Raw genomic sequence first — 16,024 nt, forward strand, 5'->3', positions numbered from 1 at the left:
TGCAACAGAATGAGGTTTCTTTATAGTAGGTTCGGTGTCATAGCTTCGCTGCGATTTCGTGTGAGGGGCACGCGCGGCGAGTTTGATTGGAAGATGGAGGTATCTATGCAAGATTCGTTTATCGAGTCGCTTGAGTCGCGTGGTTTGACACGTCGCGCCTTTCTCGGCTTCTGTGGCACGATTGCAGCTGCAATCGGCATTGAAGGCGTAACGGCTGCCGATGTTGCCGAAGCCATCGAGAGCAACTCCCTTATCGGTACGAACGGAGGTTTGGGCCAAGGCGGCCTCGCACCAGTCATCTGGATGGAGCTTGGTTCCTGCACCGGTTGCACCGAGTCTTTTGCCCAGTCTGATAACCCCGATCCGGCAACGCTGCTCCTCGAGTATCTCGCGCTCAACTACGCCGAGACCCTCTCTGCCGCTGCTGGCTACTCCCTCGAGGAAGCTCGCGAGGAGACGATCGAGGCTGCTAAGGGCAAGTACGTCGTCGTCATCGAGGGTGCTGTCATGACCCGCTACGATGGCGAGATTCTGCGCATCGCGGGTGCCCCCACCTGCGCTCCGCACGAGAGCCACCTGCTCCACACCTGCAAGAACGCTGCTGCCGTCATCGCCGCAGGTTCCTGCGCTGTCGACGGCGGTTTCTGCGCGGCATATCCCAACCCGGGCAATGCCGAGGGTATCCAGAAGTACCTCAAGGACAATGGTGTATCGACTCCTGTCGTCAACCTTCCCTCTTGTCCCGTCAATCCCGCCAACCTGGTTGCAGTCATCGTTCAGTACCTGCTGCTGGGAGCCGAGTCCGTCGTTGCCGGTCTCAACGAGTTCAACATGCCGAGCTCCATGTATGGCCAGACCATCCATGACAACTGCGAGCGTCGCGGCCACTTCGAGAACGGCGAGTTCGTCTACGAGTTCGGCAGCGAAGAAGAGGCCAAGGGCTACTGCCTGTACGCTCTCGGCTGCAAGGGTCCGCAGACCAAGGCCAACTGCCCGCAGGTTCGCTGGAACCGTCGCGTGAGCTGGTGCGTCGCCTCTGGTGCTCCCTGCATCGGCTGCTGCAACGGCGACCCGCGCGTCACGGTCCGCAACTGGATCGACGTTGACTCCCCGTTCCTGGGCCGTCTCAAGACCCTCAGGCTCGGCAGCATCGCATTCCAGCCGACCCCGATTGCACTCGGCGTCACCGGTCTTCTGACCGCCGCCCTCGTCGTCCATGGTATCGGCATGAAGGCTACGGGCCGCACCAAGGGCGGTGCTCCGTTCGAGAAGGAGCGCGAGTGGGACGTCAAGCACGGCAAGAAGGAACCCTCCACCGTACCTGTCGTCGAAGAGCAGGTCATCGTTGACATTGAGGAGGGTAAGTAAACATGGCTAAGCATTCTATTATCGATCCGGTTGATCGTATCGAGGGCCACCTGCGCGTCGAGATGGAAGTCGAGAACGGCGTCGTCACTGACGCTTGGGTCTCCGGCGGCCTTTTCCGTGGCCTCGAGCTCATCGCCGAGGGTCGCGATCCCTATGACGCGGCCATGCTCGCCCAGCGTGTCTGCGGCGTCTGCCCTGTCTCGCACTGCCACACCTCCGTCTTCGCGGCTGAGGAGGCCTACGGCATCCAGATTCCCGAGGGCGGCCGTCTGGTCCGCAATCTCATCGAGGGTGCGCAGTTCATGCACAGCCACATCCTGTGGTTCTATCAGCTGAGCGCACTCGACTACGTCAACCCGCTGCACGCACTCGAGGCTGACGTCAACAAGACCTATGCCCTGTGCGAGACCCTCGGTCTTGCTCAGACCGACTTCGCCGCGCTCAAGGATCGCCTCGCGAAGTTCGCCGAGAATGGCCAGTACTCCTGGTTGTCCGGTGGCTGGTTCATGGAGGGCCTGGCACCCGAAGCCTACAAACTTCCGGCCGAGGTCGACCTCATCGCCACGGCGCACTACATCGAGGCCATCGACATGCAGGCAACTGCCGACGAGATCTCCGCGATCATCGGTGGCAAGATGCCGCACGTTCAGACCTCGATTCCCGGTGGCACCGCCTGGTACCCGAGCGTCGAGAAACTCGATGACATCCTGTTCCGTGCCAAGAAGCTCAAGGACTGGGTCGACAACGTCATGATCCCCGACGCCATCGCCATCGCAAGCGTCTACCTCAATGACGTTGCCACCATCGGCAACAACAAGCATGGCAACTTCATGGCCTACGGCGTCTTCGACCGTCCGTCGCGTGAGCTCGAAGATCGCTTCTTCCCCGCGGGCATCGTCCGCATGAAGAGCGGCGCTCCGGTTCTCGAGCCGTTCGATGGTGCCTACATCACCGAGGGCACGACGCATGCCTACTACAAGGACAGCGGCGAGCCGCTGCATCCCACGGTTGGCGTAACCGAGCTCCCCGAGACCTTCCCCGGCTACTACAAGAACGAGGCCGAGGAAATCGTCAACGACAAGTACACCTGGTCCAAGGCTCCTCGCTACGACGGTGAGCCCATGGAGGTTGGCCCGCTCGCTCGCGTGCTCGTCTCCTACATGAGCGGCAACCCGGAGATCATCGCCGGCGTCAACGCCGTTCTCGCTGGCCTCAACCTTCCGCAGACCCCGGCCAGCATCATGGGCCTCAACTCCGCGCTTGGCCGCCTGGCCGCCCGCCCCATCGAGGCTTCCGCTGTCGCTGGCTACATGATCGACTGGTGCGGCGAGCTCGTCGAGCTCCTCGGCCTCATCGAGGCCGGCGCCGTCGAGGGCAACCCCTGGTTCGCCGAGCGTGTCCGTGACACGGGCCTGGGCGAGGGCTTCTGGGAGGCTCCGCGTGGCGCTCTCTACCACACCGAGACCCTCTCCGGCAATACGATCACGCATTATCAGGAGGTCGTCCCCACCACGTGGAACATCTCTCCGCGTGACGAGTACGGCGTGCCTGGCACCATCGAGCAGGGCCTCATCGGCACCCCTGTTGCCAACATCGAGGCTCCGATCAACGCCCTGCGCATCGTCCACGGATATGACCCGTGCGTTGCCTGCGCGGTCCATATCGTCGAGCCCAAGACGGGTCGCGAGTTCAAGATGCACACGAGTCCTTGGGGAGGTCGATAATCATGGCACATCTCGTACACTATCCTGAGGCACATCCGTTCGTCTTCCGCTTTACCCACTGGGTCAACCTCATCTGCATGCTTCTCCTTATCCTCTCGGGTATCGAGATTCACTACCCGGTTGTTCCTGGCCTGATGGGCATGGCTCGTGGCGTGCACATGTTCTGCGCGTTTGTGATCCTCATCAACCTCATCTTCCGTATCGTCGCCGCTGGCTTCATCAAGTCCGCTCCGGCTTACGGCACCCGTGAGACCAAGCTGGATATGTACACGTTCTTCCCGCAGAAGGACAACCGCCACCAGCTCTGGCCGTGGATCAAGTACTATCTCTTCTTCAAGAAGGACCATCCCCTGGGTGGCAAGTACGGCGTACCGCAGAAGCTGTCCTACATCCTCATCGCTGTAGCTCTCCTCTTCATGGGCTACACGGGCTTCTGCTTGTGGGTTCCGACGATGAACATCCCGTTCTTCGCTGGCTTCACTGCGCTCGTCGGTGGTCTGATGAAGGTGCGCGTCATCCACTACTTCATGATGTTCTTCTTCATCTGCTTCACGCTCATCCACATCTACCTCGCCAACATCGAGGGTATCGATCCGACCAAGGTCATGCTGCTTGGCACCAAGCCGCATGGTGGTCTGACCTATAGCCTGGAGACCATGAACGTCTCCGGTTACGATCCCATGGACGAGGAGATCATCGTCATGGAGGACAAGGTGGTCCTCGAGAAGGAGTAAGCGCTTCTCCACAAGATGACGATGGGGCCCGCGGGAAATCCTGCGGGCCCCATCTTTTTCGAAGCGTGCGCATTTCTGGCGGATGTCTAGCGACGAAAGGCGATTGCAAGCGCAGAGATCGCGAAAGTCTAGGATTTAAACGCTTGAACCCTAGACTTTCCTCATAAATGCGCACGCAGGTAAGCCAAATCCTAGAGATTCGCGAAAAGTGCGCAACGCAGAGCAACAAGGCTAGACATCCGCCAGAAACGCGCATCCCTTCGCATGGGCAGCGTTAACAGCGAGCATCTCGTTGATGATAAGATTGTGCCCATGCAAAAACACGACAACATCACGCTCATTGGCATGCCCGGTGCTGGCAAAAGCACGCTCGGCGTTGTGCTCGCCAAGAAGCTCGGGTATCGCTTTGTCGATACCGACCTGCTCATCCAGGAAGGCGAGGGCATGTTGCTCTCGGAGATACTGGAAGCACGCGGCACTGAAGGCTTCATTGCCTGCGAGAACGAGTTGCTCGCGAATCTCTCGTGCGCTCGCCACGTCATCGCGACAGGCGGCTCGGCCGTGTATGGTACCGACGCCGTTGCAAACCTGAAGTCGCTGGGAACCGTCGTCTTCCTCGATTTGAGCCTCGACGAGATCTCCCGTCGGCTTTCGCCCGACCTACTCGACCGCGGGGTCGTCATCCACCAGGGAAACACGCTCGAGGACCTTTACGAGGAGCGCCACCCGCTCTACGAGAATGCAGCTGACCTCATCGTGAAGCTTGACGGGCTCAGCACACTCGAGTCGGTCGAAAAGCTCGCGGCAGAGCTTGCATCATACCTGCAGGCATAACGAAGGAGACTCTGTGGAAGATATCAAGCAGATGGTCGTCTGCGTGGGAAACATGCTCATGCTCGATGAAGGTTTTGGCTCGCACATGGCCAAGGTGCTGACTAATTACGATGTCGCCCGAGAAGCCTTCGATGATGCCCATGCCCGGACGCTTGTCGAAACCTTTCGCGAATACGATGCCCATGACGACGACGGAGCTGACGAACGCATCCCCGTCATGGATGCTGGCACCATGGGCATGGGGCTCATCCCGTACATTCGTGATTTCGACCGCCTGGTCATCGTAGATGCCGTGGATTGCGGACCCGATGCGGCTCCCGGCACCTGTTACACCTTCACACCCGAGGATATGGCAGCCTATAGCATCATGCACTCGCTGCACGACATGCGCGTCTCGGACGTGCTCAATAACGCACGTCTGGCTGGGCATGACTGTGACATCCGCTGCGTGGGCGTGCAGAAGAAGGACATTTGCCCACGGGACTTCACCATCGATCTAACACCCGAGGTAAAGGCGGCCGTGCCCTACGCAGTAGACGCGGTGCTCGAGCTACTGGAAATCAGCCTGTAGGTGCTGAGATTTCTCGACTCCGCTACGCGCCGCTCGAAATGACAAGAACGAGCGCTCAGTTGAAAGACACAAAAAGGGGCTCACAACAAGAAGGCCCGCAGATGCGGGCCTTCTCTTGCATATATGTCTCTCGAAACTTAGCGCTTGGAGAACTGCGGACGCTTGCGAGCCTTCTTGAGACCGTACTTCTTGCGCTCGACCATACGCGGATCGCGCGTGAGGAAGCCAGCCTTCTTGAGCTCGGCACGATAGTCACCAGCCTCAAGCAACGCACGGGCGATGCCGTGACGCAGAGCACCAGCCTGACCGGAGATGCCACCGCCATTGAGCGTGGCAATGACGTCGAAATGCTTGACCGTACCCGTCACGGTGAAGGGAGTCATCGCATACTCGACGAGCGCCTTGCGGCCGAAGTAATCCTCGGCGTCGCGCTTGTTAACGGTGACCTTACCGGTACCGGGGACGAGACGAACGCGCGCGATGGCGTTCTTGCGGCGACCGGTGCCATAGTAGATGGCTTCTTTCTTGGTATCTGCCATGGGTTATGCCTCCAGGTCAATCTTGCGGGGATTCTGCGCCTGATGCGGATGCTCGGGGCCTACATAGACCTTGAGCTTCTTAGCCATCTGACGTCCGAGCGTGTTCTTGGGGAGCATGCCCTTGACGGCGTGCTCGATGACGCGCTCGGGATGCTTCTCCATTGCCTCCTGGAAGGTCTCCTGACGCACGCCGCCGGGATAGCCCGTGATGCGGGTGTACACCTTATCGGTGACCTTGGCGCCAGTCACTTTGATCTTGTCGCAGTTGATGACGACAACGAAGTCGCCCGTGTCAACGTGCGGCGTGTACGTCGGCTTGTTCTTGCCGCGCAGAATCTGCGCAACGGCGGAAGCAAGACGACCAAGGGTCATGTCGGTCGCATCGACCAGAAGCCACTCGCGCTGGACTTCGCCGGGCTTCGCATAGTAGGTCTTCACGTGTGTTCCTCCAACTAAACTACCATGTTGTTCAATCACAGAGTTTCACGGGGCTCTGAAAGCGAACCCGTTAAGAATACTCGTGGTGCGACACGAAAGCAATAAAAATATGCTAAGTGGATGACGCTTTTTGCCCTCTAGAGCTTGTCCTCAGACTGACGCTCCGTCATCTCATCCTCTTCGGAGACGACAAGATTGGGATCGACATCGTCGACAAACGGCGACGCATCTGCATCCTTCGCGTCGTCACCCGCCTCAAGCGCAGCCTCGGGATGCTCCGCATCTTCTTCCGCGGCGATAATGCCAGCCGCCGCCTCCTCGGGCTCGGCCAACTCGGGATCGACAACGTCGACGTGCGTTGCCTCATCGCTCACGTTGTCATCAGCCGCATCGGATGCAGGCAGCTCGGGCTCGGCGTCAAGTGCCTCGGCGACCACCACGGGATTGAGCGCCGCAGGGACCTCGGACGCAGCTGCAGAAGCTGGTTGCGGAGCGGCAACGTTCACAGGTTCACCCGTGGGCGGAGCAGGCATATCACCAGATGCAGCCGGAGCATGGGGCGGATGGGGCGCATCGGGCTGTCCACCGGCAACCTCAAAGGGCAGCGGGTCATCCTTCGTACCCCAAGCAGACACGTCAAACTGACGCGTCCAGTAACCTACCGCCCTGGCAACGAGCAGTTCTATAAATGCGCTGTACACAAACCAGACGTAGGAAAGGACGAGGACAACGGGGAACATCGTCATGATGAGGGTCAGGACATAGCCGAACATCGCCGAGTCAGAGTACATGCCGTTACTCGACATGAAAATGAGCGGTGCAACGGTAGCACCGAGCACGGCCACCACGATGATGAGAGCAACGATGCCGATGATGATGCCACCGACAAGGTCGAAGAGAATCGCCATGCCGAAGATGCGCATGAGGCCGCCGAAGTCCTTTTTGATCATGGTCCAGATCTTGCCGAATTGCAGGCCCGTACCCAGGCGATCGTACATGGTCATGCGGATGGTGCCCACCCAGATCATGACGCTGGCAAAGACGGTGAGTACGATACCGGCAACGTAGAGAATCCAGCCGATGCCGGCAAAGACGAAGTTGCCCGGCGTGACGACCATGTAGCGGCCCGTTGCCGTGTAGATACCGGTCTCCATGCCCATCGAGCTAAACCAGCCGCCGATTGACAAGACGATGCCCGGAATGATGGTCATCACGATTGCGATGACGAGCGCAAACCAGCCCCAACGCAGCATCTTGCTACCCGGACGACCGTAAATCTTCTTGGGCATGGGCGATTCGACACCCCATGCCGCTTTGTGTGCCCACTCCCAGGCGTATCCATAGACGGTCATCTGGCCGAATATGGGGATAAACGAGATGAGGCCGAGCAGACAGATTTTGCCAAACCAGCCTTTCGATGACTTGATGTCACCATAGCTCGTACGGAAATACTTCCCGCTGTAGTTCGTCTGATCCATAATTTCCTCCGTTTAAACGGTTATGAGATTAGTCTTTGCTTCATAGTATCATGAGCTGCGTCTTCAAGAGCATCATCAAGACGAGAAAGCTGCACCCCGGGATATCTGCGTTGCAGCGCAAGCTCGATGAGCGCATCTGCCACACGTGGATTTTTGGGCAGAAGCGGGCCATGGCTGTAGGTCGCAATGACATTGCGGTAGCGTAGGCCCTCGGTGCCGTCCTCGCCATTGTTGCCGAAGCCCTTCACCACCGTGCCGAGCGCTCGTGCCCCCTCGCGCAGATGTGTGCGGCCTGCATGGTTCTCGAACCCGACGACCACGGGCGCGCCCTCGATGGCGTCTGCCGTGAAGACGATGTTGCCGATGAGACGCGTATCACCCGCCTCGGTATACATGGGCAGCGCGCCGATATAGGAAGCCTCGTGGCCTTCGTGATCGACATAATACTCGCCGAGAATCTGGTAACCGCCACATATGGCGAGTACGGGGACATCGTTCTCGATGGCCCGCTGCAAACGCGAGGCCTTAGAGCCGGCAACCCCCACGCCCAGATCTGCCAACAGCGTGCGCTGGTCGAAGTCCTGGCCACCCCCGATAAAGAAGAGGTCGATATCCTCGAAATCCGCATCCTGGCCTGCGCCCAGGTCAACCACCTGCGCATCGATGTCACGCCATTCGCAGCGCTTGGTGAGCGCAATCGTGTTGCCACGGTCTCCGTAGAGATTGAGCAGGTCGGGGTAGAGATGTCCGATCGTGATGTGCATGCGCCCGTCAGTCACTGCCTAGCCCTCCCAGAATCCCGCGAGGCCCAGAACGCTTGCCGCTTTCGCGCGAAAGCCGAGCATCGCCGAGTAGTTGGCGACGACCGTCACCGCATGGTCCATGCGATTAAGCTCCTCGATGAGCTCGCCATAATCGTGGATGATGCGGATGCCGGAGGCGGGCATCCCCGCATACTTGAGGCGCAGCGCCATGTCCTCGGCGCGGTCGCCACTGCAGATGGCCTCGGACTTGCGTGCGCAGATCGCCTCCCAGCCGGCATCGTAAATCCACGAGACATCCGTCCCGTCGCATTCCTGGTCATTGAGTATGCATACGAGACCCATACCCTCGTCGGTCTCGTTGAGCAGTAGGTTGATAATCTGATTGCAGCCTGCCGGATTCTTCATGAGCATGAGACGCACCTTGGTGCCGTTGATGTCGAGGACCTCCGAGCGACCGAAACCGTGCTTGAATTTGCCAAGCGCCTCGAAGGCCTGCTCCTTGGAAAAACCAAACGCCAAAAGGCCAGCCACGACGCATGCACAATTGTAGATATCGTAGCTTGCAGGCACATCAACCGGCACCGCCGAGCTTACGCCGTCAACACTGATCTCGAGCACGCAGCTATCGCTGTGTCGCTCGAGAATCTTTTCCACCGCGACTGCGGGAACGGGGCGAGCATAGCCGCAAGCCGGACAGCGAAATCCGCCCAAATGCGCAAACGTGACATAGTCGTAGGCATATTCGGCACCGCACATGATGCAGTGCGTCGCATCCGAAAGGTCGGCTACGCGCTCGGGGTAAATCTCGCAGCTCACGCCATAGAAAATGACATCGTTATCAACCTTGTCGGCAATCGAGGCAACCATCGAGTCATCTGCGTTGAGGCACAGCGTCGCATGCGGAGAATTCGTCACGCCCGCCATGATGTTCTCGAGCGTGTGAGTGACCTCGCCGTAGCGGTCGAGCTGGTCACGGAAGACGTTCGTGACCACGAGCACGTCCGGGTCAAGCTGCTTGCACACGCGCCGCAACGCGCCCTCATCGCACTCGATGGCGGCAAGCTTGTAGCGTGGCTTGCCCGTGATGCTCGAACGGATCGCAAACTCCGTCGTGATGCCCTGGATGAGGTTTGCGCCACTACGGTTATAGAACGCTTGCTCGCCCATGTTCTCGAGCGCCTGGGCAACGATATGCGTGGACGTCGTCTTGCCGTTGGTTCCCGTAATCACGATGGTACGGACGCCACGGCTCAGGCGGTGCAGATATTCGGGATCAATCTTGAGGGCAAGCTTACCTGGCAGCGAGGTGCCACCACGTCCGAGCAGGCGTAGCATATGGTACGTCGCCTTGCAGACGAGCGCCGCACAGACCGTCCTGGCACTCATGAGCTAGTCCTCGTCCACCGTGTCCTGGCTTGCGCCTTCGGCACGCTCGAGGAGACGCGCGATGCGCTCGGTGTAAACGGGGTCCTCGATGCCCGCGAGAGCGACATCCACGGTGGGAGCCGCATCCCAAAGTTGCTCAAGACGGTAGTAATCACGCGGACCAGGTTGGAAGATATGCACGACGATAGGACCGTAGTCCATGAGCACCCACTCGCTCTCGTCGAGGCCCTCGATGCTCACCGGCTTGATGCCGAAATCCTTGAAAAGCTGCTCCTCGACTTCCTCGGCAATCGCATCGACGCGACGATTATTGGCTGCCGTGCAGATTACGAAATAGTCGGTGACATTGAGAAGGTCTGACACATCCTGGATGACTATGTCGGTGCCCTTCTTCTCGTCGATGGCGCGCGCGGCAACGAGTGCCTGCTCCTTGAATGCGCTGTGCTCGGTCAACGTGCCCCCTTTACGGACATGCAAGTTTGCTTGCGTTAATGATAGCGAATTGTATTACAAGACGACGTCGGGGTCGCCCTGACGCGATTTGTCGATGGGATGATGGCGCTCGACCAGGCTGTTCCAGATGTCGAGAGCAACCGGGTCAATGAAACGCTTGCGCTCGATGAGCGACACCATCGTCGTTGCATAGGCCTCGAAATACAGCTCGTCGAGCGATGCCTCGCCTACCATCTTGCGCAGCCGCTTGATCTGCGGGCGCCCCTTCGTCTTTCGAAGCGGTTCGATCATATCGGCCGTGAAGATGATTATGTCCAGATCACTCATTTCGAAATCGCCAAGTGTATGCTTGTGAATGGCGCTGATGATGTCATCGCTGAGCTCGGGGAACTCGCGTTTGACGGCGGCGGCGCCTGTGAAAGAATGCAGGACCGGATACAGGTACTCGATGTTTGCGGGACGTTCGATGCCCAGCTCGTCAAGACGTGCCGGCAATTCGTCATCGGTCAGCAGCTTGTCCCAGTCATGCAACAGTCCCGCGATGCGAGCGTCGAATTCATTGGCTCCGTATATGCGTGCAAGCTTGGCAGCGCACTCGGAAACCGAATGGACGTGCTCGAGACGCTTGCCCGACAAGCGCTTGTCCACCGCCTTGGTCACACGTTTCAGCAGTTTCTTGTCTTCCTTCACGTTCACAAACCTTCTCTCTCGATATGCGGGTCGGGGTGATGAGACAGTTGCTCAGGGACGTTGTCTCATTTGAAAATGAGACAACGTCCCTGAGCAACTGTCTCATCACCCCGGTATAAGCCCATCCGGGAAATATATGCCCCGACAGGCGCCGGGATCATGTCGCTCACGTCCCTGCCACATGCTATGTCCTCGCGTAACTGGGTCGAGGACACGTCAATCTGCGGAACGTCGAGATACATGACATCGAAGTCGACGGGGCTTGCCCCAAGGGCCTCGCGCACGCGCTCAGTGGATTGCCCCGGGCGCTTCGCCACGACGATGGTGCACAGCCGCGCGACATCATCGGCTCGCTTCCAGCCTGGCAAGGTAATTGCCGAATCGGTGCCCATGATGAAGAAGAGCCGTGCACCCTCATAGCGCTGTGCCAGCTCTTCGAGCGTGTCAGCCGTATAGGTGATGCCCCCGCGTTCGACTTCGCAGAGGTCAAGCGCAAAGAGCGAGTCATCCGCAATCGCGAGCGCGACCATGTCGGCACGCTGCGATGCGGGCGTGACCTCTTGATCCTGCTTGAAATGAGGATTACCCGCCGGAATGAAAAGCACGCGGCTGAGCTCAAGTTGCTCGGCAGCGCTGCGCGCGATGACGAGATGCCCATTGTGCACCGGATCGAAGGTGCCGCCCATAATGCCTATGCGCGCATCTTTCTCCACACCTTAGCCTCGAATCTGGCCCTCACCGCTCACAAGATACTTGACCGATGTAAGCGCAGCCGCACCCATGGGTCCGCGTGCGTGAAGCTTCTGGGTGCTGATGCCAATCTCGGCGCCTAGCCCGAACTCGCCACCGTCGGTAAAGCGCGTCGAGGCGTTGGCATAGACAACAGCCGCATCGACCTGACGCTGAAACGCGTCAACGGCACTCACGTCCTGAGAGATGATGCTCTCCGAGTGGCCCGTGCCATATGCGTTGATATGTGCAATCGCCTCCCCGACACCGGTGACGCACTTGACGCTGATCTCCATGTCGAGGTACTCGGTGCCCCAATCCTCCTCGGTCGCGGCAGTGGTTTCGATGCCGTGCGCGGAAGCAATGGCAGCGGCAGGAGCATCGGCGTGGATGACGACGCCTGCGCGGGCAAGTGCCATAAGCAACGTGGGCAGGAAGATCTCGGCGACCTCTTCGTCGATGAGGATGCTCTCGCAGGCATTGCAGACACCGGGGCGCTGCGTCTTCGCGTTCATGATGATAGGCTCGACATAGGCGGGGTCGGCCTGCTTGTGAATGTAGACGTGACAATTACCCGTGCCCGTCTCGATGACGGGCACGGTCGCGTTCTTCACGCAGTGCTGGATGAGGCCAGCGCCACCACGCGGAATGAGCACGTCGACCAAACCGGCGAGACTCATGAGCTCATCGGTTGCCTCGCGGCCAGGGTCCTCGATGCTCTGGATGCAGTCAACGGGCAGGCCGGCACTGGCTGCCGCCTCCGCAAGAATGTGCGAGATGGTAAGGCAGGAGCGCTGTGCCAAGCTACCACCACGCAGAATGCAAGCATTGCCCGTCTTGATGCATAGGGCAGCGGCATCGGCAGTGACGTTGGGGCGTGCCTCGTAGATCATCGCGACGACTCCAAGCGGCACGCGATACTTGATCATGCGCAGTCCGTTATAGAGCTCGCTTCCCTCGAGGACTTCGCCGAGCACCTCAGGCTGTGCAGCAACCTGTCGCAAACCGTCGGCAATGCCGTCGATGCGTTCATGTGAGAGCATGAGACGATCAAGCAATGGACCGGGCGTACCCTTCTCACGTGCAGCGTTCATATCGGCTTCGTTCGCCTCGAGAATCTGCGCCGCCTGCGCAATAAGCGCATCGGCCATCTTGTTGAGCGCGTCGCAGCGTTGCGATGAGCTCGTCTGTGCCAGCTCGCGCGATGCGATGCGTGCCTTTTTCGCCTTTTCCAGTGCCTCGCCCATGTGCCGTGCCCTTTCTCCTGCAGTCCCTTGCTCTTGCGTTCCAGCCATTATACGGGAGCGTCAGCTCTCTTCCTCGTCAATCATTGCCGCAATGCGCCGCATGCGATGATAGACCGCGCTCTTCGACAGCGGCGGATCAGCAAGCTCGCCAAGTTCCTTGACCGAAGCATCGGGATGCTTGATACGCAGCAGGGCAACCTCGCGCAACGATGCGGGAATCGCCTCGATGCCCTTCTGGCCCACGAGGCGTCGTATGCACTCGATTTGCCGCAACGAGGCCTTCGTGGCCTTGACCTGGTTGGCGATCTCGGCGTTGACACGACGGTTCGTGTCGTTTCTCACCGACTTGATGACACGCGCGTTCTCGATGGTGAGCGCGCCTTGATGAGCCCCCACAAACGCGAGGAAGGCGATAATCTGCTCGATGCCCTTGATGTAGATCGCGTACATGTTGTGACGGCGAATGTAGCGTGCCTTGATGCCATGCTCGCGCATGAGCTCAAGACAAGCCGCGATCAGCTCCTCAGACGGCCCCGCAAGCTCGAAGTGAAAGGCACCGCGCGGATCGGCTATGTAGCCGCCGCCAAGAAAAGCGCCCCGCAGGTAGGCGCCGGCGCAGCAGGCGCCTTCGACAAGCTCGGGACGTATGCCGCCCTCGAAGCCCTCATCGCCGAGAATGCCCATGTCGCGTAGGGCGTCGGTGAGTCCAGCCTGCGGCGGTACGGTGATGAGGTAGTTGTGCGTCTTGTGCAAAATGCTGCGGCGCACGGTGAGATTGGTGGCGAGCTCGTAAACGCTATGGAGCAACCGAATCGCCGTGCGGGCAACGCTCGCCGTCTCAGTCGCAAGCTCGAGGCGCGGACCCTCCCCGCTGATGGAAAGCGTGCCCTCGATGCGGATGAGTGCGGAGAGCTCGGCGCGATCGCAGCGCGGGCACGTGGGTTCGATGCGGGACAGCTCGTCTTTCACCTCTGACGTGAATGACACGCTGCCAGCACCTCCTGAAACGCCTTGGCAAGCTTCTCGCGGTCGTGCCAGGTGGGACGCACCGGATCGACCAGATCACGCACCATGGGTTGCACGCCAAGCTCCATGACCCTTCCTACCGTCTCGTTGCTCGCCTCCACATGGGCGAGTTTGCCGGCCCTGCGCCCCTTCGTGTACTTGCGCGCATCGGAGTAATCGGTGATGGCGGGAAAGACGCCGCTCGCCATTGGGCTCGTCTCGGAATTGCGATGGATGAGCGCGATGTCGAGCAGGCCGCGCATGCCGTGACGAAGAAGCGCATCGACATAGTCGTAGCAGTTCATGCCCCAGGTCTCACCCTGCATGTCGGCAAGCGAGCACACGAAGAGCGTGCAAGCCGGATCGTTCTCGCGGTCATGAGCCTCGCGGATTGCGTCGATGACGCCGGGGACGAGCAGGTTGGGGATGATCGAGGTGAACAACGAGCCTGGGCCGAGCACGATGAAGTTGGCTTCTCGGATGACGCGTAGCGCCGAAGGATATGCCTGCGCATCGGCGGGATGCAACGAAACGTAGCGCATGCTGCAATCGGCATCGCTTATGACGGCCTGGCCTTCGAGCTCGGTGCCATCGTTGGTGAGACCGTAAAGGCTCACATCATGCAGCGTTGAGGGATACACGTGGCCACGCGCTTCGATGAGTCCCTCGCACACGCGAATGGCATCAGGGAAGGAATTGGTCTCGTCTGCGATGGCCGTGAGAATGAGGTTTCCGAGCGAGTGATTGTCGAGATAGTCAAAGCGATGGCGAAACGCACGTGCGAGTATGCCCTCGTAATTGGCCGACATCGCGCTGATGCACTTGCGGATATCGCCCGGCGGTATCACACCACCACGTTCACGCAGGATGCCCGTCGAGCCACCATCATCGACCATGGCGACGACCGAGGAGACCTTGCAGCCCATGTCGAGCAGCGTGCGGATGGAAGCGGGTGCGCCCGTGCCACCACCTATGACGACGGCATTTGTTCGATTCATGGGACCTCCTAGTTGACCTCGGCAAGCGCCAGGTCACGATGAGCGGTGTTGACGTGGAAGCCCGCCTGCGAGAGATGCTGACCAGTCATGATAGCAAGCGCAACGCTGCGATGCTGGCCCCCCGTGCAGCCCACACCGATGGTGAGGTATTGCTTGCCCTCCTGGATGTAGCCGGGAATGATCTCGTCGAGCAAGGCGTACCAGCGCTCGAGAAAACGCTTGGTCTCGGGCTGTTCGAGTACGAACTCGGAGACCTCACGATCGAGACCCGTCTTGGTACGCAGCTCCTTGTCGTAGTACGGATTGGGAAGGAAGCGTACGTCGATGACAATATCGGCGTCGATAGGTGCGCCGTGTTTGAAGCCGAAGGAGTAAACCGAGATATGCATCTCGTCGATATCGTTCTCGGACGCAAAGAGCGCGCGAATCTTTGCACGCGTCTCCTGGGGGCGCGTGACGCTTGTGTCGAGCACGTAATCGGCTTGCGTGCGCGCCTCATCGAGCAGCTCTCGTTCCTTGCGAATGCCATCGAGAATTGACATGTCGCCCTCGCAAAGCGGATGACGACGTCGCGTTGCCTTATAACGATTCAACAGTTGCTCATCTGTCGAATCGAGGAAGAGCACCTTGGTGGAGATTCCCATCTCGTCGAGCTTGTCAAGCTCGCGAGCCAGTTCGGGGAAGAACTCCTTGGCGCGCAAATCGCAGACAACGGCAAGCTTGCGCGAGGAACCAACGTTGAGACCGGCGAGGCTCACAAGGTTGAGAAGCAGCGAAGGCGGCAGGTTGTCGATGCAGAAATAACCAAGGTCCTCGAAGGTGTGCATGGCCTCGGTGCGGCCTGCGCCGGACATGCCGGTAATGACGATGAGGTCGGGACCAAGCGTCGAAGGGCTAGGCTCCTCGACAGCGTCTTGCTGAGCCATGAGACTCCCCTTTATCGAAATTGCAGGAGCTCACAGTATACCGCGAGTGAATGGCTTCATGTCATCTCGACCGGAGGTGCGCAGACACCCCCTGTCATCTCGACCGAGCGAAGCGAGTGGAGAGATCTCAGTTTTCTTTG

Annotated in this window: 17 protein-coding genes; 5 read left to right on the top strand and 12 right to left on the bottom strand. The window is 59.4% G+C overall.

The annotated features are described in order from the left end of the window. Positions 1-105 precede the first annotated feature (105 nt). The 5 genes from OIM11_09160 to OIM11_09180 all read left to right on the top strand — a co-directional run bounded on the left by OIM11_09160 (position 106) and on the right by OIM11_09180 (position 5,231). Entirely contained in the window at positions 106-1,368 is a 1,263-nt protein-coding gene (locus tag OIM11_09160) for a hydrogenase small subunit (GenBank protein ID HJJ01287.1), read from the top strand. A gap of 2 nt (positions 1,369-1,370) precedes the next feature. After that, positions 1,371-3,092, top strand: coding sequence for a nickel-dependent hydrogenase large subunit (locus OIM11_09165; protein ID HJJ01288.1), 1,722 nt, complete (start codon positions 1,371-1,373; stop codon positions 3,090-3,092). A 2-nt stretch (positions 3,093-3,094) separates the two neighbouring features. Then, positions 3,095-3,826 carry a cytochrome b/b6 domain-containing protein gene (locus tag OIM11_09170; protein HJJ01289.1) on the top strand — a complete coding sequence of 244 codons (732 nt, stop codon included), beginning with the start codon at positions 3,095-3,097 and terminating at the stop codon, positions 3,824-3,826. 264 nt (positions 3,827-4,090) lie between these two features. Beyond that, a complete protein-coding gene (locus tag OIM11_09175; protein ID HJJ01290.1) occupies positions 4,091-4,660 on the top strand; it encodes a shikimate kinase in 570 nt (189 codons plus the stop codon). A gap of 13 nt (positions 4,661-4,673) precedes the next feature. Then, positions 4,674-5,231: a hydrogenase maturation protease gene (locus OIM11_09180; protein HJJ01291.1), complete on the top strand. Its 558-nt coding sequence runs from the start codon at positions 4,674-4,676 to the stop codon at positions 5,229-5,231. A 137-nt stretch (positions 5,232-5,368) separates the two neighbouring features. On the opposite strand, the gene rpsI is transcribed toward OIM11_09180, so the two are convergent. The 12 genes from rpsI to rapZ form a co-directional block, all read right to left on the bottom strand. Then, positions 5,369-5,770, bottom strand: a complete 402-nt coding sequence (gene rpsI, locus OIM11_09185) for a 30S ribosomal protein S9 (GenBank protein ID HJJ01292.1) — start codon at positions 5,768-5,770, stop codon at positions 5,369-5,371. 3 nt (positions 5,771-5,773) lie between these two features. Further along, complete coding sequence (gene rplM, locus OIM11_09190) at positions 5,774-6,208, bottom strand: 50S ribosomal protein L13 (protein HJJ01293.1); 435 nt, start codon at positions 6,206-6,208, stop codon at positions 5,774-5,776. A 137-nt stretch (positions 6,209-6,345) separates the two neighbouring features. Beyond that, entirely contained in the window at positions 6,346-7,686 is a 1,341-nt protein-coding gene (locus OIM11_09195) for a DUF4013 domain-containing protein (GenBank protein HJJ01294.1), read from the bottom strand. Between the two features lie 20 nt (positions 7,687-7,706). Next, the gene (locus tag OIM11_09200; protein ID HJJ01295.1) at positions 7,707-8,465 is read right to left on the bottom strand and encodes a glutamine amidotransferase; all 759 of its coding nucleotides are present in this window, start codon (positions 8,463-8,465) and stop codon (positions 7,707-7,709) included. A 3-nt stretch (positions 8,466-8,468) separates the two neighbouring features. Further along, complete coding sequence (locus OIM11_09205; protein HJJ01296.1) at positions 8,469-9,836, bottom strand: MurT ligase domain-containing protein; 1,368 nt, start codon at positions 9,834-9,836, stop codon at positions 8,469-8,471. A gap of 3 nt (positions 9,837-9,839) precedes the next feature. Then, positions 9,840-10,289 (bottom strand): ribosome silencing factor, encoded by a 450-nt coding sequence (gene rsfS / locus OIM11_09210; protein HJJ01297.1) that lies wholly within the window; start codon positions 10,287-10,289, stop codon positions 9,840-9,842. A gap of 54 nt (positions 10,290-10,343) precedes the next feature. After that, positions 10,344-10,979: a bis(5'-nucleosyl)-tetraphosphatase (symmetrical) YqeK gene (yqeK, locus tag OIM11_09215; protein HJJ01298.1), complete on the bottom strand. Its 636-nt coding sequence runs from the start codon at positions 10,977-10,979 to the stop codon at positions 10,344-10,346. Positions 10,980-11,044: 65 nt separating this feature from the next. Beyond that, positions 11,045-11,692, bottom strand: a complete 648-nt coding sequence (gene nadD, locus OIM11_09220) for a nicotinate-nucleotide adenylyltransferase (GenBank protein HJJ01299.1) — start codon at positions 11,690-11,692, stop codon at positions 11,045-11,047. Positions 11,693-11,695: 3 nt separating this feature from the next. After that, positions 11,696-12,955, bottom strand: coding sequence for a glutamate-5-semialdehyde dehydrogenase (locus tag OIM11_09225; GenBank protein ID HJJ01300.1), 1,260 nt, complete (start codon positions 12,953-12,955; stop codon positions 11,696-11,698). 60 nt (positions 12,956-13,015) lie between these two features. Next, complete coding sequence (gene whiA / locus OIM11_09230) at positions 13,016-13,942, bottom strand: DNA-binding protein WhiA (GenBank protein HJJ01301.1); 927 nt, start codon at positions 13,940-13,942, stop codon at positions 13,016-13,018. After that, the gene (locus OIM11_09235) at positions 13,921-14,958 is read right to left on the bottom strand and encodes a YvcK family protein (GenBank protein ID HJJ01302.1); all 1,038 of its coding nucleotides are present in this window, start codon (positions 14,956-14,958) and stop codon (positions 13,921-13,923) included. Before OIM11_09235 ends, whiA begins: the two co-directional genes overlap by 22 nt. Positions 14,959-14,966: 8 nt before the next feature. After that, positions 14,967-15,884, bottom strand: a complete 918-nt coding sequence (gene rapZ / locus OIM11_09240; protein HJJ01303.1) for an RNase adapter RapZ — start codon at positions 15,882-15,884, stop codon at positions 14,967-14,969. Positions 15,885-16,024 lie beyond the last annotated feature (140 nt).

The organism is Coriobacteriaceae bacterium (assembly GCA_025992705.1).
In the GTDB taxonomy this organism is placed as follows: Bacteria; Actinomycetota; Coriobacteriia; order Coriobacteriales; family QAMH01; genus QAMH01.